Source organism: Streptomyces sp. NPDC004327, assembly GCF_042873935.1.
GTDB lineage: Bacteria > Actinomycetota > Actinomycetes > Streptomycetales > Streptomycetaceae > Streptomyces.
Window position 1 is genome coordinate 1,104,321 of the sequence record NZ_JBIAME010000001.1, and the last position, 25,469, is coordinate 1,129,789.

At 73.0% G+C, this 25,469-nt stretch carries 26 protein-coding genes; 17 read left to right on the top strand and 9 right to left on the bottom strand.

Going from position 1 to position 25,469, the window contains the following annotated elements; all coding sequences use genetic code 11:
• Positions 1–50 precede the first annotated feature (50 nt).
• Genes ACFYU9_RS04790 through ACFYU9_RS04815 form a run of 6 tightly spaced genes read left to right on the top strand, consistent with a single transcriptional unit; the run spans position 51 to position 6,632 of the window.
• Positions 51–1,778, top strand: a complete 1,728-nt coding sequence (locus ACFYU9_RS04790) for an ABC transporter substrate-binding protein (RefSeq protein WP_389342388.1) — start codon at positions 51–53, stop codon at positions 1,776–1,778.
• Positions 1,775–2,743 (top strand): ABC transporter permease, encoded by a 969-nt coding sequence (locus tag ACFYU9_RS04795; protein ID WP_389342391.1) that lies wholly within the window; start codon positions 1,775–1,777, stop codon positions 2,741–2,743. Before ACFYU9_RS04790 ends, ACFYU9_RS04795 begins: the two co-directional genes overlap by 4 nt.
• Positions 2,740–3,678: an ABC transporter permease gene (locus ACFYU9_RS04800; RefSeq protein WP_389342394.1), complete on the top strand. Its 939-nt coding sequence runs from the start codon at positions 2,740–2,742 to the stop codon at positions 3,676–3,678. Before ACFYU9_RS04795 ends, ACFYU9_RS04800 begins: the two co-directional genes overlap by 4 nt.
• Complete coding sequence (locus ACFYU9_RS04805; RefSeq protein WP_389214573.1) at positions 3,675–4,709, top strand: ABC transporter ATP-binding protein; 1,035 nt, start codon at positions 3,675–3,677, stop codon at positions 4,707–4,709. Before ACFYU9_RS04800 ends, ACFYU9_RS04805 begins: the two co-directional genes overlap by 4 nt.
• A complete protein-coding gene (locus ACFYU9_RS04810; protein ID WP_389214570.1) occupies positions 4,702–5,523 on the top strand; it encodes an ABC transporter ATP-binding protein in 822 nt (273 codons plus the stop codon). Before ACFYU9_RS04805 ends, ACFYU9_RS04810 begins: the two co-directional genes overlap by 8 nt.
• Positions 5,520–6,632, top strand: a complete 1,113-nt coding sequence (locus tag ACFYU9_RS04815) for an agmatine/peptidylarginine deiminase (RefSeq protein WP_389342397.1) — start codon at positions 5,520–5,522, stop codon at positions 6,630–6,632. Before ACFYU9_RS04810 ends, ACFYU9_RS04815 begins: the two co-directional genes overlap by 4 nt.
• A 133-nt stretch (positions 6,633–6,765) precedes the next feature.
• On the opposite strand, the gene ACFYU9_RS04820 is transcribed toward ACFYU9_RS04815, so the two are convergent.
• Both ACFYU9_RS04820 and ACFYU9_RS04825 read right to left on the bottom strand, forming a co-directional pair.
• A complete protein-coding gene (locus ACFYU9_RS04820) occupies positions 6,766–6,969 on the bottom strand; it encodes a hypothetical protein (protein ID WP_389342399.1) in 204 nt (67 codons plus the stop codon).
• A gap of 195 nt (positions 6,970–7,164) precedes the next feature.
• The gene (locus ACFYU9_RS04825) at positions 7,165–7,806 is read right to left on the bottom strand and encodes a BTAD domain-containing putative transcriptional regulator (protein ID WP_389214562.1); all 642 of its coding nucleotides are present in this window, start codon (positions 7,804–7,806) and stop codon (positions 7,165–7,167) included.
• A 343-nt stretch (positions 7,807–8,149) separates the two neighbouring features.
• On the opposite strand from ACFYU9_RS04825, the gene ACFYU9_RS04830 reads away from it, so the two are divergent.
• The 5 genes from ACFYU9_RS04830 to ACFYU9_RS04850 all read left to right on the top strand — a co-directional run bounded on the left by ACFYU9_RS04830 (position 8,150) and on the right by ACFYU9_RS04850 (position 13,439).
• Positions 8,150–10,468 carry a S8 family serine peptidase gene (locus tag ACFYU9_RS04830; protein ID WP_389342402.1) on the top strand — a complete coding sequence of 773 codons (2,319 nt, stop codon included), beginning with the start codon at positions 8,150–8,152 and terminating at the stop codon, positions 10,466–10,468.
• 24 nt (positions 10,469–10,492) lie between these two features.
• Positions 10,493–10,684, top strand: a complete 192-nt coding sequence (locus ACFYU9_RS04835) for a hypothetical protein (RefSeq protein WP_389342405.1) — start codon at positions 10,493–10,495, stop codon at positions 10,682–10,684.
• Positions 10,685–10,720: 36 nt separating this feature from the next.
• Positions 10,721–10,936, top strand: a complete 216-nt coding sequence (locus ACFYU9_RS04840; RefSeq protein ID WP_389342408.1) for a hypothetical protein — start codon at positions 10,721–10,723, stop codon at positions 10,934–10,936.
• Between the two features lie 139 nt (positions 10,937–11,075).
• Positions 11,076–11,306 (top strand): hypothetical protein, encoded by a 231-nt coding sequence (locus ACFYU9_RS04845; RefSeq protein ID WP_389342411.1) that lies wholly within the window; start codon positions 11,076–11,078, stop codon positions 11,304–11,306.
• A 93-nt stretch (positions 11,307–11,399) separates the two neighbouring features.
• Positions 11,400–13,439 (top strand): trypsin-like serine peptidase, encoded by a 2,040-nt coding sequence (locus ACFYU9_RS04850; RefSeq protein WP_389342412.1) that lies wholly within the window; start codon positions 11,400–11,402, stop codon positions 13,437–13,439.
• A 36-nt stretch (positions 13,440–13,475) separates the two neighbouring features.
• Here ACFYU9_RS04850 and ACFYU9_RS04855 read toward each other — a convergent pair whose 3' ends face one another.
• Positions 13,476–14,159: a MerR family transcriptional regulator gene (locus ACFYU9_RS04855; RefSeq protein WP_389214545.1), complete on the bottom strand. Its 684-nt coding sequence runs from the start codon at positions 14,157–14,159 to the stop codon at positions 13,476–13,478.
• 155 nt (positions 14,160–14,314) lie between these two features.
• Between ACFYU9_RS04855 and ACFYU9_RS04860 the strand changes: the two genes are divergently transcribed.
• On the top strand, positions 14,315–15,634 hold the full coding sequence (locus ACFYU9_RS04860; RefSeq protein WP_389342414.1) for a DUF3533 domain-containing protein: 1,320 nt from the start codon (positions 14,315–14,317) through the stop codon (positions 15,632–15,634).
• Between the two features lie 229 nt (positions 15,635–15,863).
• Here the strand turns inward: ACFYU9_RS04860 and ACFYU9_RS04865 are convergent, their stop codons facing one another.
• The 3 genes from ACFYU9_RS04865 to ACFYU9_RS04875 form a co-directional block, all read right to left on the bottom strand.
• Positions 15,864–17,129, bottom strand: coding sequence for a DUF2254 family protein (locus ACFYU9_RS04865; RefSeq protein WP_389342416.1), 1,266 nt, complete (start codon positions 17,127–17,129; stop codon positions 15,864–15,866).
• Between the two features lie 175 nt (positions 17,130–17,304).
• Positions 17,305–17,757, bottom strand: a complete 453-nt coding sequence (locus tag ACFYU9_RS04870; RefSeq protein WP_389214536.1) for an iron chaperone — start codon at positions 17,755–17,757, stop codon at positions 17,305–17,307.
• 143 nt (positions 17,758–17,900) lie between these two features.
• Positions 17,901–18,746, bottom strand: coding sequence for an SDR family NAD(P)-dependent oxidoreductase (locus ACFYU9_RS04875; protein WP_389214533.1), 846 nt, complete (start codon positions 18,744–18,746; stop codon positions 17,901–17,903).
• Between the two features lie 133 nt (positions 18,747–18,879).
• On the opposite strand from ACFYU9_RS04875, the gene ACFYU9_RS04880 reads away from it, so the two are divergent.
• On the top strand, positions 18,880–19,455 hold the full coding sequence (locus tag ACFYU9_RS04880) for a TetR/AcrR family transcriptional regulator (RefSeq protein WP_389342419.1): 576 nt from the start codon (positions 18,880–18,882) through the stop codon (positions 19,453–19,455).
• 28 nt (positions 19,456–19,483) lie between these two features.
• On the opposite strand, the gene ACFYU9_RS04885 is transcribed toward ACFYU9_RS04880, so the two are convergent.
• Together ACFYU9_RS04885 and ACFYU9_RS04890 are read right to left on the bottom strand one after the other, a co-directional pair.
• Positions 19,484–20,032, bottom strand: a complete 549-nt coding sequence (locus tag ACFYU9_RS04885; protein ID WP_389342421.1) for a GNAT family N-acetyltransferase — start codon at positions 20,030–20,032, stop codon at positions 19,484–19,486.
• Positions 20,033–20,087: 55 nt separating this feature from the next.
• The gene (locus ACFYU9_RS04890; RefSeq protein WP_389342423.1) at positions 20,088–20,732 is read right to left on the bottom strand and encodes a dihydrofolate reductase family protein; all 645 of its coding nucleotides are present in this window, start codon (positions 20,730–20,732) and stop codon (positions 20,088–20,090) included.
• 233 nt (positions 20,733–20,965) lie between these two features.
• On the opposite strand from ACFYU9_RS04890, the gene ACFYU9_RS04895 reads away from it, so the two are divergent.
• The gene (locus ACFYU9_RS04895; RefSeq protein ID WP_389214522.1) at positions 20,966–21,340 is read left to right on the top strand and encodes a hypothetical protein; all 375 of its coding nucleotides are present in this window, start codon (positions 20,966–20,968) and stop codon (positions 21,338–21,340) included.
• On the opposite strand, the gene ACFYU9_RS04900 is transcribed toward ACFYU9_RS04895, so the two are convergent.
• Positions 21,307–22,524 (bottom strand): FAD-dependent monooxygenase, encoded by a 1,218-nt coding sequence (locus tag ACFYU9_RS04900; RefSeq protein ID WP_389342427.1) that lies wholly within the window; start codon positions 22,522–22,524, stop codon positions 21,307–21,309. The genes ACFYU9_RS04895 and ACFYU9_RS04900 overlap by 34 nt on opposite strands.
• 134 nt (positions 22,525–22,658) lie before the next feature.
• Here ACFYU9_RS04900 and ACFYU9_RS04905 point away from each other — a divergent pair, with 134 nt between their 5' ends.
• The 3 genes from ACFYU9_RS04905 (at position 22,659) to ACFYU9_RS04915 (ending at position 25,375) form a co-directional block, all read left to right on the top strand.
• Positions 22,659–23,204 (top strand): MarR family winged helix-turn-helix transcriptional regulator, encoded by a 546-nt coding sequence (locus tag ACFYU9_RS04905; protein WP_389342430.1) that lies wholly within the window; start codon positions 22,659–22,661, stop codon positions 23,202–23,204.
• A 303-nt stretch (positions 23,205–23,507) separates the two neighbouring features.
• Positions 23,508–23,945: a hypothetical protein gene (locus ACFYU9_RS04910; RefSeq protein ID WP_389342433.1), complete on the top strand. Its 438-nt coding sequence runs from the start codon at positions 23,508–23,510 to the stop codon at positions 23,943–23,945.
• Positions 23,945–25,375, top strand: a complete 1,431-nt coding sequence (locus ACFYU9_RS04915; protein ID WP_389214507.1) for a M64 family metallopeptidase — start codon at positions 23,945–23,947, stop codon at positions 25,373–25,375. Before ACFYU9_RS04910 ends, ACFYU9_RS04915 begins: the two co-directional genes overlap by 1 nt.
• The last annotated feature ends 94 nt before the right edge of the window (positions 25,376–25,469 follow it).

The window sequence follows — 25,469 nt, forward strand, 5'->3', positions numbered from 1 at the left end:
CCGACCGCTTCCCCTCCCTCCCCCCGCCCGTACCGAAAGAGAGCGCGACGATGAGCCCCGCACCGCCCCCGCCCCGCGTACCGCGACACCGGCCGAGACGCCGCCCGGGACGGGCCGCCCGAGCGGCCCTCGCCCCGGTCGTCGCCCTCGCGTCCCTCACCACGCTCGCGGCCTGCGCGGGCCCGCCGCGCGGCGCCGCCGACGGCACCGACCCGTCGTTCGCGCTCTCTTCCGGCACCCCCCGGCCCACGGGGGACGTCGACTCCTTCACCTGGGCCCTCTACGCCGAACCGCCCACCCTCGACTACACGATGGCGTTCGACTACCCGCAGAACACCATCCTCTCCAACGTCTGCGAGAGCCTGATGCGCTGGACGCCCGGGCTCACCCTGGAGCCCGGACTCGCGCGGAAGGCGAGCAACCCCGACCCCACCACCTGGGTGTACGACCTGCGGCCCGGCGTGCGCTTCCACGACGGCCGCACCATGAGCGCGGACGACGTCGTCTTCAGCCTCGACCGGCAGCGCGACCCGAAGAACGCCGCCGCCTGGGCCCAGAACTTCGAGAACGTCACGGCCATCCGCAAGACCGGGCCGCTCCAGGTCACCGTCAAGCTGAAGAAGCCCGACTCGCAGTTCCCCCAGTACATGGCGACCGCCGCGGGCGTCGTCGCCTCCCGGGCCGGCGTCACCTCGGCCGGCGCCGACTACGGCACCTCCGGCGGCCTCGCCTGCACCGGCCCCTTCGCCCTCGGCGACTGGCAGAAGGGCCAGTCGCTGGAACTGAGGCGCTTCGACGGCTACTGGGGAACCCGCGCCAGGGCCGGCAAGGTCGTCTTCCGCTTCCTCACCGACCCCTCCGCCCGCACCAACGCGCTGCTCAGCGGCGAGGCCGACGGCGGCTACCTCATCCCGACCGAGAGCTACCGGCGGCTGCGGGACAGCGGCGCCGGCACGCTCTACTTCGGAGAGGGCCTGTCCACCGTCAACCTCGGCATCACGAACACGAAGGGCCCGCTCGGCGACGTCCGGGTGCGCCGGGCGCTCTCCCTCGCCCTGGACCGCCCCGGCTTCGTGCACGCCGGACTCGGCGGCGCGGGCCGGCCCACCAGCTCCCTCACCACCCGCGCCGTCTGGGCCGGCGCGTCGCCCGCGACCCGCAAGGCGGCCTTCGACCGGCTGCCGCCGACCGCCCGGGACCTCGACAAGGCGCGGGCGCTCGTCAAGGAGGCCGGCGCCACCGGCCGCACCCTGACCATCGCCACCAGCTCCATCGGCCAGGACGTCTCCCTCCTCGCCACCGCCGTGCAGGCCGCCGGCACCGAGATCGGACTGCGGATCACCCTCAAGTCCGTCGCCCCCAACGCCTTCACCGCCCTGTTCACCGATCCCGCGGCGCGCGAGGGCATCGACGCCTTCCCGCTCACCTACTACGACTCCGTCACCGACCCGCTCGACTTCCTCACCAACTTCCGCACCGGCGCGTACCTCAATTTCTCCGGATACAGCGACAAGCGCTACGACGCACTCGTCGAAGAGGCCACCGGCACCTACGACAGGGAACGCCGCCTGCGCGCCGAGACCGGACTCCAGCGGCACGCCGCCGAACAGCTGCCCTGGATCCCGGTCGCGGAATGGCCCACCGCCCTCTTCCTGAACAAGCGCCTCACCGGCGCCCCCACCACCATCGCCTACATGTACTACCCGTGGGCCGCCGGCATCGGAGCCGCCGCAGCCGCGCGAGACGCCGCAGCCACCCACGCGGGAGCCGCCCCGTGAACGCCACCGCCTTCCTGAGATTCGCCGTGCGCCGCGCCGTCGAGATGGCGCTCACCCTGCTCGTCGCCTCGTTCGTCGTCTTCGGCGCCATGTACCTGGCCCCCGGCAGCCCCGCGAGCTTCCTGCTCTCCGGCCGCTCCGCGTCACCCGAGGCCCTCGCCGCCGTCAACGCCCGCTACCACCTCGACGACCCGTTCGCCGAGCGCTATCTGCGCTGGCTCGGCGACTTGGCTCACGGCGACTTCGGCCGCTCCCTCACCTACCGCACCGACGTCTCCCGGCTGCTCGCCGACCGGCTGCCCACCACCCTGCTCCTCGTCGCCATGGCGCTCGTCCTGGTCGTCGCCGCCGGACTCCTCCTCGGCCGGATCGCCGCCGTCCGCGGCGGAGCCACCGACACCACCGTCCTGCTGACCACCACCCTCGCCGTCGGCACGCCGTCGTTCGTCGCCGCCGTACTGCTCCAGGGCCTCTTCGCCGTCGACCTCGGCTGGTTCCCCAGCAGCGGCGCCGGCGACGGGTTCCTCGACAAGGTGTGGCACCTGACGCTGCCCGCGATCGCCCTCGCGCTCTACCTGATCGGCATGCTCGCCCGCGTCACCCGCACCGCCATGCTGGAGGCCCTCGACAGCGAGCACGTGACCGTGGCGCGCGGCCGCGGCGTACCCGAGCGGCTCGTCATCCGCCGCCACGTCCTGCGCAACTCGCTCGGGACCGTGCTCACCACCGGCGGGCTCGTCGTCTCCACCCTGCTGGTCTGCACGATCCTCGTCGAGACGGCCTTCAGCATCGGCGGCATCGGACAGCTCCTCGAACTGGCCACCACAACCAAGGACTTCCCGACCGTGCAGGCCATCTCCCTCGTCATCGTGGCCCTGTTCATGACCGTGAACCTGCTCGTCGACCTCGCCCTGCCGCTGGTCGACCCGCGGATCACCCTCGGCACGAGAGGGGCCGCCGCATGACCACCGCATCCGCACCTTCCCCCGCATCCGCACCTTCCCCCGCATCCGCGCCTTCCCCCGGATCCGCCGCCGCCCCGCCGCCCGCCCTCACCCGGCGCCCCGGCCTGGCCCGGCTCCGGGCCGCCGCCGGCCGCTCCCCGGTCCACCTCGGCTGCCTGGCCTTCGTCGCCCTCGTCGTCCTCGCGGCCCTGCTCGCGCCCTGGCTCGCACCCCACGACCCCAACTCCGTCGACCTCGGCGCCGCCCTCGCCGGCCCCTCCGCCGGCCACCCGCTCGGCATGGACGCCGCCGGCCGCGACACCCTCTCCCGGCTGCTCCTCGGCGCCCGCACCTCCCTGCTCGGCCCGCTCGGCGTGGTCGTCTTCTCCACCGTCGCCGGAGTGGCCGTCGGCACGGCCGCGGCCTGGCGCGGCGGCTGGCTCGACTCCGCCCTGTCCCGCTCCGCCGAGCTGGTCTTCGCCTTCCCCGGCATGCTCCTCGCGATCCTGGTGATCTCCGTCTACGGCGAGGGCCTGCTCGCCCCCGTCGTCGCGCTGGGCCTCGCCTACCTGCCGTACGTCAGCCGGCTCACCCGCTCCCTCGTGCTGGCCGAACGCGCCCGACCGTACGTCAGCGCCTACCAGGTCCAGGGTCACTCGGCGCTCCAGATCTGCCTGCGCCACGTCCTGCCCAACATCGCCCCCGTCGTCCTCGCCCAGTCCACCATCAACTTCGGCTACGCCCTCATGGACCTGGCCGGCCTGTCCTTCCTCGGCCTCGGCGTGCCACCGCTGACCCCCGACTGGGGCCGCATGGTCTTCGACGGCCAGACCGCCATCCAGTACGGCTACCCGCTCTCCGCGGTTCTGCCGTGCGTCCTCGTCGTGCTCACCGTCGTCGCGTTCAACGTGGTCGGCGAAGCCTGGGCCGACCGCGTCGCCAGGAGAGACCGATGACCCCAAACCCCGCGCCCGCCCCGCGCCCTCCGGACACCGCGCCGCCCACGCTCGACATCCGGGGCCTGCGCCTCACCCTCCCCGGCACCGCCCGCCCCGTCCTCGACGGCGTCGACCTCACCGTCGGACCCGGCGAGACCGTCGCCCTCGTCGGCGAGTCCGGCTCCGGCAAGTCCCTCACCTCACGCACCGCGCTCGGCCTGCTCCCGCCACGGGCGACCACCGAAGGCGCCGTGCTCGTCGAGGGCCACGACGTCCTCACCGCCTCCGCCGAGCGGCTGGGCGCCCTGCGCACCGGCACCCTCGCCATGATCTACCAGGACCCCCGGGCCGCCCTCAACCCGCTGCGCCGCATCGGCGACTTCCTCACCGAGAGCGTGGGCGCGGCCACGGCGACGGACGAGAAGGCCGCCGCCGCCCGCGCCACCGAACTCCTCACCGCCGTCGGCCTGGACGGTACGGTCCTCCGCAAGTACCCGGGCCAGGTGTCCGGGGGCATGCTGCAGCGCGTCGTGATCGCCGCCGCGCTCATGGGCGACCCCGCCCTCCTCCTCGCCGACGAACCGACCACCGCGCTCGACGTCACCACCCAGGCCGAGGTGATCGCCCTGCTCACCCGGCTCCGCGCGAGCTTCCGCACCGGCCTGCTGTTCGTCACCCACGACCTCGACCTCGCGGCCGCGATCAGCGACCGGGTGTACGTGATGTACGCCGGCCGGATCGCCGAGACCGGCCCCGCCGACGTCCTGTTCGCCCGGCCCCGCCACCCGTACACGGCGGCCCTGCTCGGCTCCACACCCCGCCTCACCACGCCCGGAGGCCGGCTCTCCGCCATCCCCGGGCAGCCCCCGGACCTGCGCACCGTGCTCGCCGGCTGCGCCTTCGCCGCCCGCTGCCCGCTCGCCACCGGCATCTGCCGCGAGAGCGCCCCCGAGGCCCGCCCGGTGCCCGGCCGGCCCGACCACCACGCCGCCTGCCACCACGGCGACCGGCTCGCGCCCGCCCGCGAAGGAGCGGCCACCGATGCCTGAACCCCTGCTGCACGTCAGCGACCTGCGCCGGGACTTCGGCCCGCTGCGGGCCGTCGACGGCGTCTCGTTCACCCTGCCCGAAGGCGGCTCGCTCGGCATCGTCGGCGGCTCCGGCTCCGGCAAGACCACCACCGCCCGCATCGTCGTCGGTCTGGAACGGGCCGACGAAGGAGAGGTACGGCTCCGGGGCCGGACCCGGCCCGCCCGGGTACGCGGCCGGGCGCAGCGCCTGGCCCGCGCCCGCGAGGTCCAGATGGTCTTCCAGGACCCGTACCTCTCGCTCGACCCGCGCACCAGCGTCACCCGCGTCCTCCGCGAGACGCTGCGCCTGCACTTCCCCGACCGGGACCCCGAACCCCGGATCCGTGAACTCCTCGACCAGGTCGGCCTCGGCACCCGCGCCGCCGACGCGCTGCCCCGCCAACTCTCCGGCGGGCAGCGCCAGCGCGTCGCCATCGCCCGCGCGCTCGCCGTCGAACCGGCCGTCCTCGTCCTGGACGAGGCGGTCGCCGCGCTCGACGTCTCCGTGCAGGCCCAGATCCTCAACCTGCTCGCCGACATCCGCGAACAGACGCCCATCGGCTACCTGTTCATCACCCACGACCTCGGCGTGGTCCGGTGCGTCACCGACGAGGTCCTCGTCATGCGCCACGGCCGCGTCGTCGAGTCCGGCGCCACCGCCGAGGTGCTCGCCGCACCCGCACACCCCTACACCCGGCTGCTGCTCGACTCCGTGCCCCGCCCCGGCTGGGACCCGGAACGGATCGCCGCCGCCCGCCAGGAACTGTCCACCACACAGGAGGTTTCAGAATGACCCGAGGCATGAACCGGCGAGGCTTCCTCGCCGTCGCCGGAGCGACCGCCGCCGGCGCCGCCCTCGCCACCACGGTCCAGGGCACGGCCCGTGCGGCCGCCGGCGCCTTCCGCGTCCCGGCCGAGGACGTCCGCCACACCCGCACCTGGATGGCCTGGCCCGACAGCACCGCCATCTGGGCCGGCAAGCTGGGCGGCGTCCAGGCGGACATCGCGCTGATCGCCCGTACCATCGCGACGTACGAGCCGGTCGTCATGTGCGCCAACTCCGGCAGCGCCGCCACCGCCCGCTCGATGTGCGGTCCGTCGGTCACCGTGCTCAGCTCGATCCCCGTCGACGACTGCTGGATGCGCGACACCGGCCCCGTCTTCCGCACCGACGGCTACGGCGGCCTGGACGCCGTCGGCCTCAACTTCAACGGCTGGGGCAACAAGCAGACCCACGCCAGGGACGCCCTCGTCGCCGAGCGGATCGCCGCCTGGACCGGCGTCCCCTTCGGCTACGCCGACCTCGTCGGCGAGGGCGGTGCCGTCGAACAGGACGGCGCCGGCACCCTCATGGCCACCCGCAGCAGCCTGGTCAACCGCAACCGCAACCCCGGAATGTCCGAGTCGCAGATCACGACGGCGATGTGCGACGCCTACGGCGCCTCCAAGGTCATCTGGTTCGACGGCGTCGTCGGCCAGGACATCACCGACGACCACGTCGACGCCACGTCCCGCTTCCTCGCCCCCGGCGAGGCCCTCGTCCAGATGCCGCTCGCCACCGACACCGACGCCTTCTCCCGCGACGCCCGCCGGCAGTACGGCGTCCTGTCCGCCTCGACGACGGCCACCGGCCGCGCCATCGACGCGATGCAGCTCCAGGGCCCCGACTACAACAAGATCCGCTCCACCAACCGCAACTTCCTCGCCTCCTACGCCAACTACTACCTGTGCAACGGCGCCGTCATCAGCGCGCACTTCGGCGACACCCAGGCCGACGCCGCCGCCCGCGCCACCCTCGCCCGCCTCTACCCCGACCGCGTGATCGAGCAGCTGAACATCGACCGGCTCGGCACGGGCGGTGGCGGCATCCACTGCGTCACCCAGCAGCAGCCCGTGGCGTAGCAGGGTCCAGGCCGGGGCTCCCCGGACACGAAGGAGCCGACGTCCATGGACGTCGGCTCCTTCCCCCGGGCGCTCCGGCAGCCGAGCCGGTGGCCGGCACCGACGCCGGCCACCCGCTGCGTTCCCCGTTACCTCACAGGATGCTCAGCAGCGCCGGGCCCGCGACCTTGGCCACGTCGCCGAGCGTGTCCCAGAAGCTGCTCGCCTCGACGCCCGCGGTGTCGCCGTACGAGGTCGGCGGCAGGGCGGCGGAGCGGTCGACGGGCGGCACCTGCAGGGGCATGGCAAGGCCGGTCGGCCTGCGCGTGTCCGCTTCTCGGTCGAATCCAGTGTTCATCACGCTGTTCTCCCTTCCTGCGTCACTTCCGGGAGCCCGCCGACGGAGGAACCCGGCGAGCGGGCACACCGGGTCCCCTCAAGCGCCGGGGACGCCGATGCGGTTACCAGCGTCGGTCACGCCCGTGACGGCGGTGTTCCCCGTGGCGTTCGGCGAGCGTCGCGGCGGCGTCGCGCGCGTGTGCGCGGCCCCGCCCTACGCGGACCGCAGCCCCTGAAGGAGGCCGGTCATCTGCGGGGAAGGGGCCACGTCGAGTTCCTGCTGAAGGAACCCCACGTACTGCTGGTACGACCTGACCGCGCTGGCGACGTTCCCCTCGGCGAGGTGGATCTCTATCACGGTCCGGTGGGCGGTCTCCCGGATCGGGTCGATCGAGATGGCGGCCAGCGCCGCCTGCAGGGCGGGCAGGTACTGCTGTGCGGTCAGCAACTGCTGCGCGAGGCTCTCCAGGGCGTAGAGGCGCAGTTGGTTCCAGCGCTCGCGGTCCAGCTGCAGCCACTCGTCGGGCCAGCCGTGCAGCAGTTCCCGCGTCAGCTCCTCGATGACGGCGTCGCTGTCGGCGGGCGGCGGACCGGTCCGGTCGATGATCTGCCGCGCCGAACCGCGGACCGCGTGCAGATCGACGTGGACGTGCGGCGACAGCCGCAGTCGTTGCCCGAGGCATTCGATGAGCGGAACGCACCCCGCGCGCCTGCCCTGGCACAGCGCCGAGCGCAGGTTCGCCGCGGCCCGGTGACAGGGGTAGTCGGGCCACAGCTGCTCCGCCGCCGTGACGCGCTGCACGCTGTCGCCCTGGAGTCCGAGGAACGCTAACAGGCGCTGCGCTCCGAGGGGCAAGGGCACCCTGCGACCGGCGCATACGAGCTCGAAGTCACTCAGAAGTTCGAGCGATACCTCGCCCGAGGATTCGTTGCACGACACATCCCCACTGTGCAACTGGCATGTGCCTCGCGCATCCGGGTACCTGGGCCCCTCCGCCTCCGACTGCTGTGTCAGCACAGGTTCCTCATTCCCTTTCAGATCCCCGGACGACGGGTCCCTTCCTGCGGCAACGACGCGAGGCCGACACGCGCGCGACGTTTCCGGAACGCCTGTTGCACCATCCGGGCCACGTCGCCCGCACAGCGGCGGCGGATGCTCTGGGACAGGACGGGGGAGAGCGTGATCCGGAGGAGGCGGGATGGAAGCACGATCGGTCCTGACGGGCCTGCGAGCCCCTCATGACGAACTCCTCGGCGCCCCCGAGGTGTGCGTGGCCGTCCTGGACGGCCCGGTGGACCTGTCCCACCCCTGCTTCGAGGGTGCCGATCTGACCAGAATCGGCACGCTCGTGACCCAGCAGGCGGGTTCCGGCCCGATGTCCCTGCACGGGACCCATGTCACGAGCCTGATCTTCGGCCGGCCCGGCAGCCCCGTGACCGGCATCGCCCCGCGCTGCCGCGGACTGATCCTTCCGGTGTTCCAGGACGCCGACGAGGCCCGGGTCCCCCAACTGGACCTGGCCCGGGCCATCGAGCGCGCCGTGCAGGAAGGCGCCCACGTCATCAACATCAGCGGCGGCGAGCGCGCACCGGACGGCCAGGCCGACGAGCTGCTGCTGCGGGCCCTGCGGCTGTGCGAGGACCGCGGCGTCCTCGTGGTCGCGGCCGCCGGCAACGACGGGTGCGACTGCCTGCAGGTGCCCGCCGCCGTCCCCGGCGTGCTCGCCGTCGGCGCCACGGGCGCGGACGGCCGGCCACTGCCGATCAGCAACTGGGGAGCCGCCTACGCCGAGAACGGCGTGGTCGCCCCCGGCGAGGCCGTCCTCGGCGCCGCTCCAGGAGGCGGCCACGCCACCGCCACCGGGAGCAGCTTCGCCACCCCGCTGGTGGCCGGAGTGGCCGCCCTGCTCGTGGCCGCACAGCTGCGCGCCGGCCGGCCTCCCGATCCGAGGGCCGCCGGCCGCGCCGTCCTCGACACCGCTTCCGCATCCCCGTGCTCGCCCGGCGAAGCGCCCGAATGCCGCCGGTTCCTCGCCGGAAGCCTGAACGCCCCGCGTGCGTACGCCCTCATCAGCAGGACAGGAGAGACAGCCATGACGAACTTCGACGCAGCCGCGAACGACGCGCGGCCCGACACGGTGCGGGCCGCGGGCACCGCCGTCGAGACAGGAGTCCTCGCGGCCGGCGAACCCGCCGCCGGGGAGACGGGCACCCCGGGCGACGCCGGGCCCGCAGAGACGGCGCCGCCCCCCGGCGAACGGACGGCCGGAGTCCTGGCCGCCTGCGAGGGAAGCGGAGCCTCCCAGGCGCCGCCGGCCGATAGCGCGGACACCCCCGCCGCGCCACCCGCGGCCACTCCCGCCGTCCGGGCCGCCTCGGCAGCGCACCCGGCGTCGGCACCCGCTGTTCCCGACCACGGCGCGGGCGCCGCAGACCAGCGCGCCGGCGTACGCCCCGCGTGCGCGTGCGGCGGGAGCTCCGCCTCGGAGTGCCAGTGCGGCGGCGGAACCCGCCGTCAGCTGGTGTACGCCATCGGCACGCTCGGCTTCGACTTCCAGACCGAAGCGCGCCGGGACAGCTTCCGCCAGCAGATGAAGAGCCACGTCACGCGCGAGGGCGACCGCGACATCGAGGCGCCGCCGAACCCCTACGACGCCTTCCAGCTCGCCGACTACCTCGCGGAGAACCCGTGGGCGTCCGACAAGGTCACCTGGACGCTGAACATGGACGCCACTCCGGTCTACGCCCTCGAAGCCGAGATGCCGGTGGGCATGGACTGGCACGAACCGATCACCGTGGACACCGACGCCGGGATGCCGGACCTCCGGACCCTCCTGGAGAACCTGTCGCACCCGCCGGTGTCGGTGATCTACCGGAAGTTCCGCGACGCGCTCAGGGGCCAGGTGCTCAAGACGAGCGACGCAGACTTCGTGTCGCGCGTCTCCGTCCCCGGCGTGCTGACCGGCCGCACCGTCCGCCTCTACTCCGGCCAGGTGGTCCCCGTCGTCGAGGTCAAGAGCCGGGGCGTGCACGCCTGGAACGAGGCGCGGCTCGTCGACGCCATCATCGAGGGGGTCAAGGAAGCGGCCGTGAGCAACAACACGACGGCGCTGTCCGACGACGAGGTCAAGGCCCACGTACGGGCGTTCCTCGACAAGGTCTACTACCAGTTCCGCAACCTGGGGCAGACCTCCGCCGACCGCGCGCTGAACTTCGCCGGGACCAACGGCTTCCTGCTCGGGTCCACGCTCAAGGAGGGACTGCTCTCCCCGGGCGTCACCCGGCAGGCCGTGAAGCCCGACGGCGTCCTCGAGCCGCCGCGGCTCGGCGCCCTGGACAGCGTCCGCGTGACGAAGAGTCCGTACTGCCGCCCGGGCTCGGACTGCCAGGACGTCCTGGTGAGCTTCTTCGACCCGGAGAACGACCAACGGGCGAAGACCGTGTTCCAGTTCACCTTCGACGTCAGCGACGAGCTGCCCGTCAGCCTCGCCCCCGTCCACCAGTTCCTGGAACGGTAACCCTCCGCTCCCGAGGAGTCCGAGATGACCACGAAGAAGACGCAGCCGAGGAACGTGCTGCCCATCCAGGCCGAACCGGTGCGCCGCGATCCGCACACGACGCCCGCGGGCGCGGCGGGCGCCCCCGGCGTCGAGGCGTCGAAGTCGCAGTGTGCCGGCATGACCGGGCCGGCCCGGCAGATGTGCTACGCGCACCTGTACGGCGTCTCCACCTGACCGCACCTGCCGCACGCAGAAAGAGAGGAGATCCTCATGAACAGGACCCGTACCACCGGACGCGGCGCGGCGCCGTGCCCGCACCCGGCACTGCAGATGCCGCAGCAGGCACCTCCGGTCCACCGCTCGGAGCCCCCGGCCGGCGGCCCCGGTGCCGACGGTTCCGGTGTCGAGGCGAGCAACTTCTTCAGCGACATCATCGCCAAGATGCCGACGGGGATCGCGCCGCCGCCCATCGTGCCGTTCCTCTGAGCCCTCCCCTCCCGGCGGCCGCACCGTGCCACGGCCGCCGGGGCGGCCCAGCGATCGGCAACCCGGTCGGGGGAGCGGCGGCCACCGGGCCGCGGCGAGGCCGACCCTCTCCTGGACCTCGACCACCGAGGAGTGAACCATGCGACTTGACTTGCCCGTCCAGGCCGTGACCGACCGCGGACGCCCCGACGACACGCCCCTGGTCGTCCTGGGCGAAGCCGTGATCGACGGCACGACGACGGTCTTCATGGGCCTGCCCGACGGAGGGTACGGCCCCGAGCCCGGCGACCCCGCGGGCGCCGCGGACCTCGACTCCCGAGGCTGGCACTGCGCGCCCGGATCGTCCTGCGTGTGGATCGGACTGGTCTGAACCCCGAGTCCCCGCCCGGCCGGCCGGCGGCGAAGAAGCTCCCGGGCCGCCCGGGCGAGGACAGGGGACCGAGGACCGGAGAGGTGGCTTTCCATGGGAGTGGCGGAGAACGTACGCGCGGCGCGGGCGAAGCACGCCGCGCGGGCGGCCGAACGGTACGCCCGGGCCGGCGCCCAGCGCCGCGCCGTCCAGGAGCAGCGGAACGCCGGCGTGCCGTTCCCCGACGCACCGGAGGCCCTCGCGGCCCGTGCCGCACGGCTGCTCGACCGGCAGGGAGTGCCCGCCGCGGCCGTCGTGGAGGGCATCCGCGGGGAGCCGCTGTCCGCGCCCGCCTCCTACGAACGCATCATCGGGCTCTCCAGAGAGCTGCAGGCATGGAGCTTCCTGCCGCGCGGAGCACGGGCGGCGCGCACCGTCGCGCGCATCTCGGTCCGCGAGGACGGCCGCGAGCTGCCGCTCGGGACGGGCTTCCTGGTGTCGCCGCGCCTGCTGATGACCAATCACCACGTGCTGCCCGACCCCGAGACGGCCCGGCAGTGCTTCGTCGAGTTCGACGCCCAGGTGACCATCGACAACGCACCCGGTGCGCCGGTCCGCCTGGAGCTCGACCCCACCGCCTTCTTCCTCGCCGACGAGCGACTGGACTTCGCCCTCGTGCTGGTGGCGGCCCCCGACGGCGGCCGCCCGCCGGGAGAGACCTTCGGCTGGAACAGGCTCAGCTCCCAGCAGGGCAAAGTGGTCATCGGCGAACCGGTCAACGTCATCGGCCACCCGATGGGACGCCTCAAGGAGATCGCCGTCCGCGACAACGAGCTCGAGGTCCGGCTCGCCGACTTCCTGCAGTACCGGACCGACACCGAGCCCGGGAACTCGGGATCGCCGGTCTTCAACGACCAGTGGGAGGTCGTGGCCCTGCACCACAGCGGGGTACCGCGCACGGACGAGCAGGGCCGCACGCTGCGCAAGGACGGCCGGATCTGGCAGCCCGGCGACGGCGAGGACGCCGTCGCCTGGGTGTCGAACGAGGGCGTACGCGTCAGCTCCGTCCTCGGCCACCTCGCCGCGTCGTCGCCCGACGCCGCACACCGCGCCCTGCTCGCCGAACTGGGCGCGGACTCCGGACTCCGGGAAGCGGCCGCGCCGCCCCCCGACGCCCGCCCGGCCGTCGGCACGCCTCCCGCCGCCAGCGCGGTGGAGGCCGTCGCACCCGCCGGCCTCGCCGCCCGGCCCACGGCCTTCGGCGGCGCCCGGCACCTCGTCTTCCTGCACGGCCGGGGCCAGCAGGACAAGGATCCGGCGAAGCTCCGCGTCGAGTGGGCCGCCGGGCTGAACCGGGGGCTCACCCGCGCGGGGCTCACGACGATCGATCCGGCCGACGCCTGCTTCCCCTTCTACGGCGCGGCGCTGATGGACGCCATCCGGCAACACGAAGCCGCCCCCGGCTCGTTCGACGAGGCGGCGGCACCGGGCGGGCCGGCAGCGGCGGCGGAGGCCTGCGCCCCCGCCGGCCCGGCCAGGGGCACCTACGAACGGCTGATCGCCGGGGCGGCGGGCGCCGCGGGCATGCCGTCGGAGGACCAGCCGGCCACCGAGGGCCTCGGCGGCTTTCTGGGCGGGGCCCTGCAGCGGCAGCTGAGCTGGCTCGCGGCCAAGACCGACCTGGACGAGTGGGTCATCGCCGCGACCCTGCGCGACGTCGCCGCCTACCTCGACCACCCGGGCGTCCGGGAGACGGTCCTGGACTCGGTGACGGAAACGATGCCCACCACCGGCGAGCTCGTCCTCGTGAGCCACAGCCTCGGCACCGTCGTCGCCATGGACCTCGTCACCCGGCTCGCCCCCGGGATCGACCTCACCCTCCTCGTCACCGCCGGCAGCCCGCTCGGCCTGGACGCGGTCTACGACCGCCTGCTCGCCGGCGGCCCCAGACGCCCGGACCGGGTGGCCCACTGGGTCAACGCCTGGTGCCCGACCGACACGGTCGCCGTCGGCTGTCCGCTGAGGAACACCTGGAAGGGAGAACTCACCGATCTCGCCGTCGCCAATCCGCGCGACCGGGCGCACGCGATCGACGAGTACCTGGGTCACCCGGAGGTGGCCGCCGCGATCGGCCGCACGCTCGACCGGGCCTGACACGCCGTAAGCCGGTCGCCGGGGCCGCCTCGCTCGCTACGGGCCGTGATCGGCCGGCGGACCGGGTGCGGCGTCCTCGGCCGTGCGCGCCCAGGCGGACCGGCGGCGGGTCTCGTGTTCCTGGGCCAGACGGCGCAGGAGGGCCAGGACCGGTTCGAGCAGGAGGACGACGACGGCGGCGTGCTCGGCGAGCCTGAGGCGGTCCTCGGTGTCGTCGAGTTCCTCCAGGCGGTCGACGTCGAGTTTCGCGGCGGCGGCGGCCAGCTCGGCGTAGGGCAGCAGATCCCCGGTGTCGTACGCGACGCCGAGTCGGCTCAGGTCCATGAGGCTCGCGGCGAGCGCGCGGCGGTGCGGGGAGTCGGGGGAGACGTCCCAGCCCATGGCGCGTACGAGCTCGTCGACCCGTGGCCCCTGCTCGTCCACCGCGTCCGTCTCCGCGGCGTCGACGGGCGTGGGGAGGGCGTAGTGCACGACGCCCAGCGTGGCGAGCGGGTCGAGCGGTTCGTCGATCGCCGCGAGGACGTCACGGGTGGCGGCGATGGACAGGCCGCCGCGGGAGGTGAGGGCGCGGATCAGGCGCAGGCGCTGGACGTGCTCGTCGCCGTAGAGGGTCAGCGTGGCTCCGAGCGCCCGTCCGGGCGGCAGCAGACCCTCCCGCAGGTAGTACTTGATCGTCCCGACCGGCGTTCCGGACAGACGGCTCAGGTCAGAGATCCTCATGGGCACTCTCGCTCGCAGCGGTTTCGTATGTGATCAGTCTCCCAGGCCCTCGAATGGACACCTTCACTCGATAGTGTCACTCTTCAGTTGGAAAGTGAAGGTTTCCAATGCGTCGCCGACCAGCGACGACGCCCCATCGAAGCGGAGCCCGTGCCATGTCCGAACCCACCCACCTGCTGCGCGTGAGCGCACGCGGGCTGCTGCGCCGGCGCGGCGTGTGGCTGCCGTCGGCGGTGATCCTCGGCCTGCTGTCATTCGTCCTGTCCCTGCTCTACCTGGGTGCCAACAACGACCCGGTCGGCTCGACGAAGGACCTGCCGATCGCCCTGGTGAACACCGACCGGGGCACCGAGGTGGCGGGCGAGCGGATCGACATGGGCGCGCGGATCACCGCGCGGATCACCGGATCCGCCGACCTGAAGGAGAAGGTCGACTGGAAGCAGGTCGACCGGCGCACCGCCGACGACCTGCTGGCCCGCGGCAAGGTCTTCGGCGCACTCGTCATCCCGGACGACTTCTCCGCCTCCGTGGCCGCCCTCGCCGGACCGGCGCGGAACGCGCCGCATCCGCCGACCATGACGGTGCTGACCAACCCCGCCGCCGGCAGCTTCGGCTCCTCCATGGCCGCCGAGATCAACCGCGAGGTCGTCGCGACCACGTCCACGCAGGTCGGCAGGGAACTGGGGCAGGCGGCCGCACATCAGGCCAAGGCCGGCGCCGGCGCGCCGGGCGCCGCCGCGCAGCTGATGATCGCCGACCCGGTGAAGGCCTCCGTCCAGGAGGGACACCACCTCGGCGGACACAGCGGCCTCGGCCTCAGCGCCTTCTTCTACGCCCTCGTCCTCGTCCTCGGCGGCATGCTCGGCGCCAACGTCATCCACACCCAGGTGGACACCGCCCTCGGCTACCTCGCCAGCGACAAGGGTCCGTTCCGCGTCGTCAAGCCCGCCCAGCACACCAGCCGGGTCCACCACTTCCTGGTCTGCTCGGCGCTCATGGTCGTCCTGTCCATGCTGACCTCCGCGCTCGCCATGGCGGCGGCCGTCGGCGTCATCGGCATCGACGCCTCCCATCTGCCACTGCTGTGGATCTTCGGCGCCTGTGCCACGGCCGCCATGGGCATCACCGCCCTCGCCCTGCTCGCCGTCTTCGGCACCCCGGGCCCGCTGATCTCCATGCTGGTCCTGATCGGACTGGCCATCCCGTCGGCCGGCGCCACCATCCCGCTCCAGGCCCTCCCCGACTTCTACCGCTTCCTGGCCGGCTTCGAACCGTTCCGCCAGGTCGTCGACGGCGTCCGGTCCATCCTCTACTTCGGCGCCCGCACCGATGCCGGTCTCGGCCGCGCCTGGACCATGATCGGCGTCGGCTTCGCCGTGTCGCTCGCCCTCGGACTCGCCCTCACCCGCCTCTACGACCGCCGCGGCCTGCACCGCTCGACTCCCCACCTGCCGCAGCCGCTCCCGGCCGCCTAGGCACCCTCCGGCCTAGGCACCCCCTGCCTAGGCACCCCGGCCGAGCGCCCCGGCCCCCTCACCCGGACGGCCACGCCTGGCCACGCCTCGCGGGTTTCGCGCCGGACGCGCCCTACCGTGAAGCCGGACGCACGGTGGCGTGCGTCCGGCCGTCCGTCCGCGTCGTACGGGCCGGGCGCACGCGGAACACGCCGGAGGCAGGTGGCCACGACGCGTCGCCCGAGGGGGCTCAGCGACCCGCGGCGCCCCACAGGAACGCCGGATGCCGGCCCGCGAACTCCCGCTCCACCCAGACCAGTCGCTCCTCCAGGGCGGGCCGGCGCTCCTCCAGGGCCACCTCGCGCACACGGACCAGCAGTTCGCGGGCACGCGCAAGCACCATGGGCGCGTCCGAGGCCGCACGGCACAGGTCGTCGAACCCGACCCGGAGGAGCTCCTCCCAGGACGGCAGGGCCAGTACCACCCGTACGGCACCCGCCCCGTCGGCGACCGAACGGGCGCCCAGCTCCGTCCCGGCGACCATCCGGAGCAGGTCCTCGACGGCGTCCAGGACCTGGACGGCGGTCGCCGGATCGTTGATCGCGGGGGAGAGGGCGCGCAGCCCGATGTCCGACAGCAGACGGAAGGCCAGGGCGGGATCCTGGTGGAACACCCGCTCGGTGCCCGGCACCACCGCCTCGAGCACCTCCGCGGTGAGTGCCTGCGCAGCGGGAGCGCTGCCGCCGCGGATCTCGGCCACCACGTCACCCGGGTAGACGGGCGCTCCCACCGGCACCGTGAGGACCACGACCGCTTCCGCGCGGGCCGCGGTGCGCGCCAGCCGCACCACGTCCACCTGGGCGACGAGGGCGGAACCGGCCGCCCAGGCGACGGCCGACGTCACCGCGGGCAGCCGCTCTCCCGGCGCGCCGCCACCGCCAGCACCGCCGGTGCCGTTCGCGGGCAGGAACAGGGACCGCAGCACGGTCCGCCCCCGTTCCCGTACGTCGGCGAGGACGTTCGCGAGCTGGATGGAGCGCAGGGCGTCCAGCAGGAGCCGGCGCACCAGCACGAGGGCGGCGGCGGACAGGACCAGGGCCGTCACGGGTACGGCCACGGAAGTGGTCCGGTCCGAGCCGACGGCCAGGGTCGCGGTGACCGAGAAGACCAGGACCCCGACGACGAGGGCGAAGACCCGCCACACCGACGGATCGTCCCGGAACAGCACCAGCCGGTGGCTGAAGTTGCCGGCCGCCCACTGCACCACCAGGAACAGCAGCGAGAAGAACAGCGTCGCGACGCTCAGCACTCCGACGCCCGCGACCTTCAGGACGTCGACGGCCCGTTCCGCCGTCACCTGGTACCCGCCGTCGATCGCGGGCAGGGTCAGCCCCAGCGCGAGCCCCACGCCCGCCGCGACCACCTGGGCGACACCCGCGCGCAGCGCGCGCCGGGGCCGGGCGACCCGCTCGGCCGACCGGTCCGGACCGAACGGCATCCTCGGGGGCACGTCCACAGCGGTCTCCGATCACGCGCACGGTCCGGTGAGGAAACGCTCGGCGGGCGAACGGGCCGGCGCAAGCCGACATGCCGACGCGCGCCACGGCCCCGCCCGCTCGGTCCAGTGTCCGAGGATCTGCCCGCTCGGCCCAGCGCGGCGGAGCGGTCCGGTTGGAACGGATCGGGGCGCCTCAGCTCACCGCCTGCTTGACCAGGGCGGCGATCCGCTCCTCGACCTCCGGCGTCACCTCCGTCAGGGCGAATCCAGCGGCCCACATGGTGCCCTCGTCCAGGTGCGCCTGGTCGCTGAAGCCGAGCGTGGCGTAGCGGGCCTTGAACTTCTCCGCGCTCTGGAAGAAGCAGACGACCTTGCCGTCCAGGGCGTAGGAGGGCATGCCGTACCAGAGCTTCGGAGCGAGGGCGGGGGCGTTGGCCGTGACGATCGCGTGGATCCGCTCGGCCATGATCCGGTCCGAGTCCTGCATCTCCGCGATCTTCGCGAGGACGTCCTGCTCGGCCAGGGCCGCCTTGTCCGCGGCGGAGGCGCGGCGGGCCGCGGCCTTCGTCTCCTTGGCGTGCTCCTTCATCGCGGCCCGCTCCTCGGCCGTGAACCCCTCGTACGCGCTGTTGTCCGTGCTGGTCATGCGTGGCTCCCGTGGTCTTCGTCTCGGCCGATCGGTGTGATCACATCGTCATCCGAGAGGCTACGGATCCGCCTCCGTGCCGACTACGCAAACGACCACGGAAACCACCACAGATCCCGGCGCCGGCCGGGAGCCGGCTTCGTTCAGCGGACCCAGGCGTGGGTGAGGGTCTGGACGGCGGAACCGTCGAGGTCGGCGAGCTTGGTGCCGACGAACTCCCGGGCCCACTGCGAGGTCTGGACGCGGAAGGCGGGGCGCTCGGCGGTCAGGGCCTCGACGACCGGGGCGGCGGCCTCTGCCGGGGACTGGGCGTTGGCGAAGGAGCCCTGGGTGCGGGCGAGGTACGCCTGGAGGGCCGGGGCGTACGGTCCGGCCCCGGCGAGCACGGCGGGGATGTCCAGGCCGAGGTTGGCAACGAACTCGCTCGCCACCGCGCCCGGTTCGACCACGGTGACGTCGACGCCCACGGCCGCGGCGACGGGCGCCAGGGACTCCATGAAGCCCTCGACGGCGAACTTGGCCGCGCAGTAGGCCTCGTTGAAGGGCTGGCCGACGACGCCGCCGACACTGGTGACGGTCACGACGCGGCCGCCGGAGGCCCGCAGGTGGGGCAGCGCGGCCTTGGTGGCGGTCACCACGCCGAAGAAGTTGACCTCCATCGTGGCGCGGACGTCGTCGAGGCTGCTCTGCTCGATGGTGCCGACGCCGGCGGCGCCCGCGTTGTTGACCAGCGCGTCCAGGCGGCCGTGCTCGGCGATCACCTCGTCCAGGCAGGCGGTGACGCTCGCGGCGTCGACCACGTCCAGGCGCTTGACCCGCACGCGGTCGGCGACTCCGGCCTCCTCGGCGGCCTTGAGCAGCGGCTCGGCCTTCCCGGTGTCCCGCATGGTGGCGATGACGGTCCAGCCGGCCCCGGCGGCGCCGACGGCGGCGGCCAGGCCGATGCCGGAGGACGTGCCGGTGATCAGAACGGTCTTCTCGGTGCTCATCAGGGGTTGCCTCCATCAGGCGGCGCAGCCGGCGCCGGACACTAACCGGAGAGCTCCCCGGTTACTGAGTGACGGTAACCGGGGAACTCCCCGTTTGTCCAAGTAGACTGGTCACCCGACGAGGGGAGCAGCCTTGACCACCCGCCCCAGCCCACTGCGGGCCGACGCCCGCCGGAACCGCGAGCGCATACTCGAAACGGCCGTCCGCGCCTTCGCCGAGCGCGGCCCGGACGTCCCGCTCGACGCCATCGCCAAGGCCGCGGGCGTCGGCTCGGGCACGCTCTACCGCCACTTCCCGACGCGCGAGGCCCTCGTCGAGGCGGCCTATCGCAACGAGCTGGCCCGGGTCTGCGACAGCGCCGCGGAACTGCTGGCCGAGCTCCCGCCGGACCGGGCGATGCGACAGTGGATGGACCGCTTCATCGACTACCTCGCCGCCAAGCAGGGCATGGCCGACGCCCTGCGCGCCGCCGTCGCGTCCGGCGCGGATCCCTTCGCCGAGACCCTCGACAAGCTCGGCGCCGCGATCGACTCCCTGCTCCGTGCCGGCGCCGAAGCCGGACTCCTGCGCGCCGACGTCGATCCCCTCGACGTCGGCCTCAGCCTCACCGGCGTCGCCCAGATCACCGCCACGCCCGCCCAGCGCGACCGCGCCGGCCGCCTGCTCGACCTGATCCTGGACGGGCTCCGCTACGGAGCGGGGGAGTAGGCGACGGCCCTCCCCGCACCCGCCAGGCTCAGACGTCCGACGTGACCGGCGCCCACACGCCGAACCACTGCTCGGCTCCGTACTCCTCGAACCGTTCCACCTCGGTGAACCCCAGCTTCGCGGCGAGCCGCATCGCGCGGTCGTTGGCGGTCTGGGTGCAGAGCACGACCGGCTCGCCGGGAAGAGCCCCAGCGAACCAGTCGAGGGCGGCAGCGCACGCCTCGGCGGCGTACCCGCGTCCCCATGCCGCCGGCAGGAACATGTAGCCGAGCTCGGTCTCCCCGGCATCAGGGCGGACGCGCCCCGGACGCTCCGCGGCGCGCCGGTCGAGCGTGATCATGCCGATCATCGCCCCGTCGAGCTCCACCACGAAGAGACCAGGGCGCCGCCCGGGCACCTCGGGCATCGCGCGTTCGAGTTCGTCACGGGGCCGGGCACCACCGACATAGGTGCCCACCTCCGGCGACGCGAACAGCTCGACGAACGCCGCCCGGTCCCGCGCCTCGGACTCGCGCAGCGCGAGCCGTTCGGTCTGGACGGGAGCCGGGGGCCAGGCGCCGGGGCCGAGTTCAGTCATGGCGGGCAAGCTACCGCACGCCCGTGATCCCGGCCCCGCGCGTCACCCGCGTCCGTCACCTGCGCCAGAAGAGGTGGTGCGCCACGCCGCTGGGGCTGGGTACGACCTCCAGGTGGAAGCGGTCGAGCAGTTCGTCGGGCGAGTCCCACAGCCGCAGCCCCGACCCGACCTTCACCGGCGAGACCGCCACGTGCATCGTGTCGACGAGGTCGGCCTCGAGGAACTGCCGGATGGTGCTGACTCCGCCGCCGAGCCGCACGTCCTTGCCCTGCGCCGCCTCCCGAGCCCGCTCAAGGACCGTGGCCGGGTCGCCGTCGACGAAGTGGAACGTCGTGTCGGACAGCGTGAACGACGGCCGCGCGTGATGGGTCATCACGAACACCGGCGTACGGAACGGGGGCTCCTCGCCCCACCAGCCGCGCCACTCATGGTCCTGCCACGGCCCGCGCTGCGGACCGAACTTGTTGCGGCCCATGATCTCCGCACCGATGTTGCGCGCGAAATCCCGCGTGAAGTAGTCGTCCAGACCCCGACTGCCGCCGGCGTCGGTGCGCATCGGCCAGCTCGCCGTGGCCCCCGCCCACGCGAACATGTTCCCGGGGTCGATGTTGCCGAAGGGCCGCTCCAGGCTCTGCTCCTCCCCGGCGCCGACACCGTCGCTCGAGACGTTGAAGTTCATGACTCTCACCAGCTGATCCACGTGCATCCTCATGGGGTCTCGTCGGGTCGTCGTGCGGCGGGCCGCCTCACACCATGACGTCGAACGGGGCGGGGCCGGATCGACAGCGGCCCCCGAATTCTTTCAGGAGCCCCGGATCCGTGCCGGCTACATGACCAGCCGGACGGCGGGGTGCCCGGCGCAGGCCCGCAGGAATCGACGCGCCGACGCGGACGGCCTGGGCCGTCCTGAATCCGAGACGGCAGACTTCTCCCATGAGAGTCAGATGCCTGCGGATCGTCCATCCCGCCGCCGACGTCCCGGTCGAGGAGTACGACGGGATCCGGGTGGGCGGCGTCTACCCGGTCCTGGAATTCGTCGCCCGCGACATCGACTGCCAGATCCGCGTGCTCGGCCCGGCCACGCGCGACCCCGGACTGCTCTGGGACCCCGCCGACTTCGAAACGGTGGACACCCGCATACCCGCGGACTGGACCCTGACCATCACCGACGGCCGCACCCGCCTCGCGCACGCCCGCTGGCAGCGCCCCGGATTCTGGACCGACTATCACCGGGGCGAGCCGCGAGCCCTGGCCGACTACGCGCACGTGAAGCGTCAGCTCGTGCTGGACGAGGACGCGTTCTCGTAATCGGGCAGGACGAGGGCGGAGTGGGCCGGGCGGGGCGTGTCGGCGGGAAGGGCGGACAGGGCGCGCAAGGCCTCGTCGCGCTGGAGCAGCGCGCTCTCGGTACGAGGGAAGAGGGCCGCGTTCCCCTCGGTGACGAGCTCCTGATTGGCGGTCACGAACGGCCGCGCCATGCTCTCGTACGCCGCGAACGCCTCCCGGTGTTCGGGGCGGGTGGCCAGTTCGCCTGCCAGGAGATAGGCCCCGACCAGGGCGAGGCTGGTGCCCTGTCCCGTCAGGAAGGACGGGGCGTACGCGGCGTCGCCGACCAGGGCCACGCGCCCCGTGGACCATCGCGGCATGCGGATCTGGCTGACCACGTCGAAGAACAGGTCCTGGGCGGAGCGCATCGCCGCGACCAGCCGCGGGACCTCCCACCGCTGGTCCGGGAAGGTCGCCGCGACCAGCTCGCGCTGTGCCTCGGGGGAGCGGAAGGCGTCGAGGGGCGGCTCGGGCCGCGCGAAGTTGAGGAAGCCGTGGACCTGTTGGCCGGCGCCGACGGCGTACAGGGCGGCGGACCGGCCCGGCACGTTCCACAGCACGCCCTCGTGGGCGAGTCCGAGATGGTTGGGCAGGGTGAATCCCGCGAAGCAGTAGCCGAGGTAGTGATGGAACCGTTCCTCCGCCCCGAGGATCAGCCGGCGGGTGTTCGAGTGCAGGCCGTCAGCGCCGATGACGAGGTCGAAGTCGCGGCGCGCGCCGCTGTGGAAGGTCACCTCGACGCCGTCCGGCCGGTCGTCGAGCGCGGCGATGGAGTCGTCGAAGAGGAACGTGACGTCGTCGCGGACGAGTCCGTGGAGGAGCGAGGTGAGGTCACCGCGGGGGACTTCGAGGTCATTGCCGGTTCCGCCGGCCAGGGCCTCGGGACGCAGAGCGGCCACGGTGCCGCCGTCCGCGTCGAGGAAGGTGATGCGGCGGGTGTCGATGTGGGCCTTCCGCAGCTCGGGCAGCAGGCCCATGCGGCGCACGACGTCCAGCGCGGTGCCGCGGACGTCGATGGGGTAGCCGCCGCCGCGCACGGCGTCGGCCTTCTCGACGACGGTCACGTCGAATCCGTAGCGGCGCAGCCAGTACGCGAGGGCGGGTCCGGCGACGCTGGCGCCGGAGATGAGGACGGAACGGTGGCGGGGAAGGCGTAACCCGGGCATGGAGGGCTCCTGTTCGGCCGCGACAGCGGTCAGATACGTACCTTAGGTATCCTTATTGCGGGCGCGATCGAGCAGTCGAAAGCCGGCGCCCAGGGGAAGTGTATACCTAACTTAGGTATCTATCGAGGGTGGAGATGAACAGTACTCCGCGCACACGCGCCTCGTCCGGCGCCGCCGCCGAAAACGGCGCGGGCGAACAGCTCGACCTCATGGTCCTGCTCCCGCGCCTGGCCCAGCTCGGCACGGCCATCAACCGTGGCGATCTCGTCGAACGCGCCATGGAACAGGCCGGGTCGGGGCTGGACCGACCGGCCATGAACGTGCTGGTCCAACTGCGCATGGCCGACGGGCCGCTGCGCGTCGGCGAGATCGCCCACCGCATGCAGGTCGTCGGACCGCACGTCACCCGACAGGTCAACGAGCTGGAGCGGCGACGGCTGGTGCGCCGCGTCGTCGACCCGGACGACCAGCGGGCCAGACTGATCGAGGCGACCGCCGAGGGAACGGCCTCCACCGAGCGCTACCTGAAGGCGATCTTCGACTCCTTCAACCAGGCCCTCGCCGGCTGGTCCACCGAGGACCGCGACACCCTGGGACGGCTCCTGGGCCGCTTCACGGACGACCTCGTGACCCACCTCGCCACCCTGGACGCGCAGAACCGCGAACCCGGGAGGAAGTGACGGACGGGCCGGCTACGGGCAGTCGTTCCTCGCGCAGCGGGAAACGACCGTGCTGTGGCGGGGGTTCGGATGGCCGGCCCCCGCAGACGCCGCGTATGCCGTGGAAGCGGGCGCCGTCGCGGCTCCGGCGCACCTCGCCGCTTCGCGGCCACGCCACCCGTTCGGCGTAATCCGAACGGCCCCCGCCCGCACCCGCCCCGCCCCCTGTCGCGGGTCGTATCCGATGGTGGTTCGGTGGAGGGGACGACCGTGTTCGCCGAGCCGAACCGGACGAGCCGAACCGGATCCGAGGAGGCACGCGCGATGAGCAGTGCGATACGGCTCACCTTCGAGTACCAGGGGAACCACATCGAACTGGTCGCCAGCGAACCGGTCGACCTCGTGATTCCGGCCGGTGGCGGCGGGCAGCAGGGTCCGTCGGTCGGGCTGGCTCCGGCCGGGGCCGGCGACGAGCCGGGGATGGCGGTGGGGTACCGGGTGGACATACTCAACGCGCGCGGGGAGCGGATCCACAGCCGGGCGCTGGACAACCCGATCAGGGAATCCGTGGAGCTCGTCACCTCCGCCGATCCGGACCGGCCGTTCACGCACCAGGCCGTCAACCAGCCCAAGGGACGCTTCTTCGTCCTGGTGCCCGCGCTGGCGGAGGCCAAGGAAGTGGCGCTGCTGCGCACCAAGGTGCACACCCAGACGGTCGCCCGCTACCCACTGGGGCACGGCACCGGGGGAGGTGGGTCCTGATGGGAACCGGCGACGGCACCGTCCTCGGCACGACGCAGCTCCTCAACAGCGGTCCGGCAGCCTCGCGGTGGAACCTCGTGCTGGTCGCGGAGGGCTACAAGAGCACCGAGATGACGCAGTGGCACACGGACGCGCAGTTCTTCGTCAACCAGCTCCTCGCCATGCCGCCGTTCGACGAGCCGGCGGTCCAGGGCAGGATCAACATCCACCGGGTGGACGTCACCTCCACCGACAGCGGCGCCGACGACCCCGCGTCCTGCGGCGGCACGGGAGCCACTCCGAAGACGTACTTCAACGCCACGTACTGCTCCGGCGGACTCGACCGGCTGCTGACGGCGGACACGGCGATCGTGCAGGGCGTGCTCACGGCACAGGTCCCGGCCTGGCACCAGGCGATCGTGGTGGTCAACAGCGCCAAGTACGGAGGCTCCGGCGGCGCCATCGCCGTGAGCTCGACGACCACGAACTGGGTCACCGTCGCCGCGCACGAGATGGGGCACGCCGCGTTCGGACTCGCCGACGAGTACGAGTCCTGGGCCGGCTGTTCGAGCGGGGAGACCGGACACAACTCGTACACGGGCACCGAACCGACCGCCCCGAACGTCACCCTCGACTCCAACCGGACCACGATCAAATGGGCGCCGCTGATCCAGCCGACGACCGCGATGCCCACGACCAGGAATGCCAACTGCGCGGTGTGCGACCCGCAGGCCAGCCCCGTGCCGGCGGGCACCGTCGGCGCCTTCGAAGGGGCCGGCTACTACCACTGCGGTCTGTACCGGCCCGCGTTCAACTGCATGATGCGCAACCTCACCCCCTTCTGCGGCGTGTGCAGGCGCACGATCCGTCGCACGCTGAACCCGTTCGAGTGGGCCCCGCGCGTCGTGGAGGTCCGGGCCCCCGACATCAACTACGTGTTCGACCCCTCGGGCACGGTCGTGGTGAACGACATCGCGCCGGCCATTCAGCTCGCCGGTACGACGGGATCGGGCTTCCTCCAGTCGCGGCTGTTCCCGCGCGGCGTCGCCGGCACCGTCGGCGCGGGCAAGTACCCGTACGAGTACCGCGTCAGCATGACGGAGGTCTCGGGGCCGCTCCCGGCGTCGGCCGTCCGTACGCTCAGCCTCGACTTCGGGCCCCTCACCCGCCTCGCCTTCGACGGCACCGGCGGCTCGGACTGCTACGTCGTCACCCAGGGCGGACTGGGAACGGTCCGGCCCGCCTCCGTCACCCAGCGCGGGGACCGGCTGACCATCGACTTCGGCATCCCCGGCGTCCCGGCCGGCAACGGCCCCGGCAGCGGACAGACCAGCTTCTTCATCGGCTTCGCGTCCGACTATCCGCCGCGCGACACCACCGCCCAGATCACCGACGGCGCCGGAAACACCCACACACTCCCCACCCGCGCCCCGGCGTACCCCGCGTCCTAGAGCCCGTCAGGCCCTCAGCCGGACGGGCCCCAGGCCCCGAACGCCTTCATCGACTCCCGTTCAAACATTGAAACCTGGACAGGCGACGCCCCTG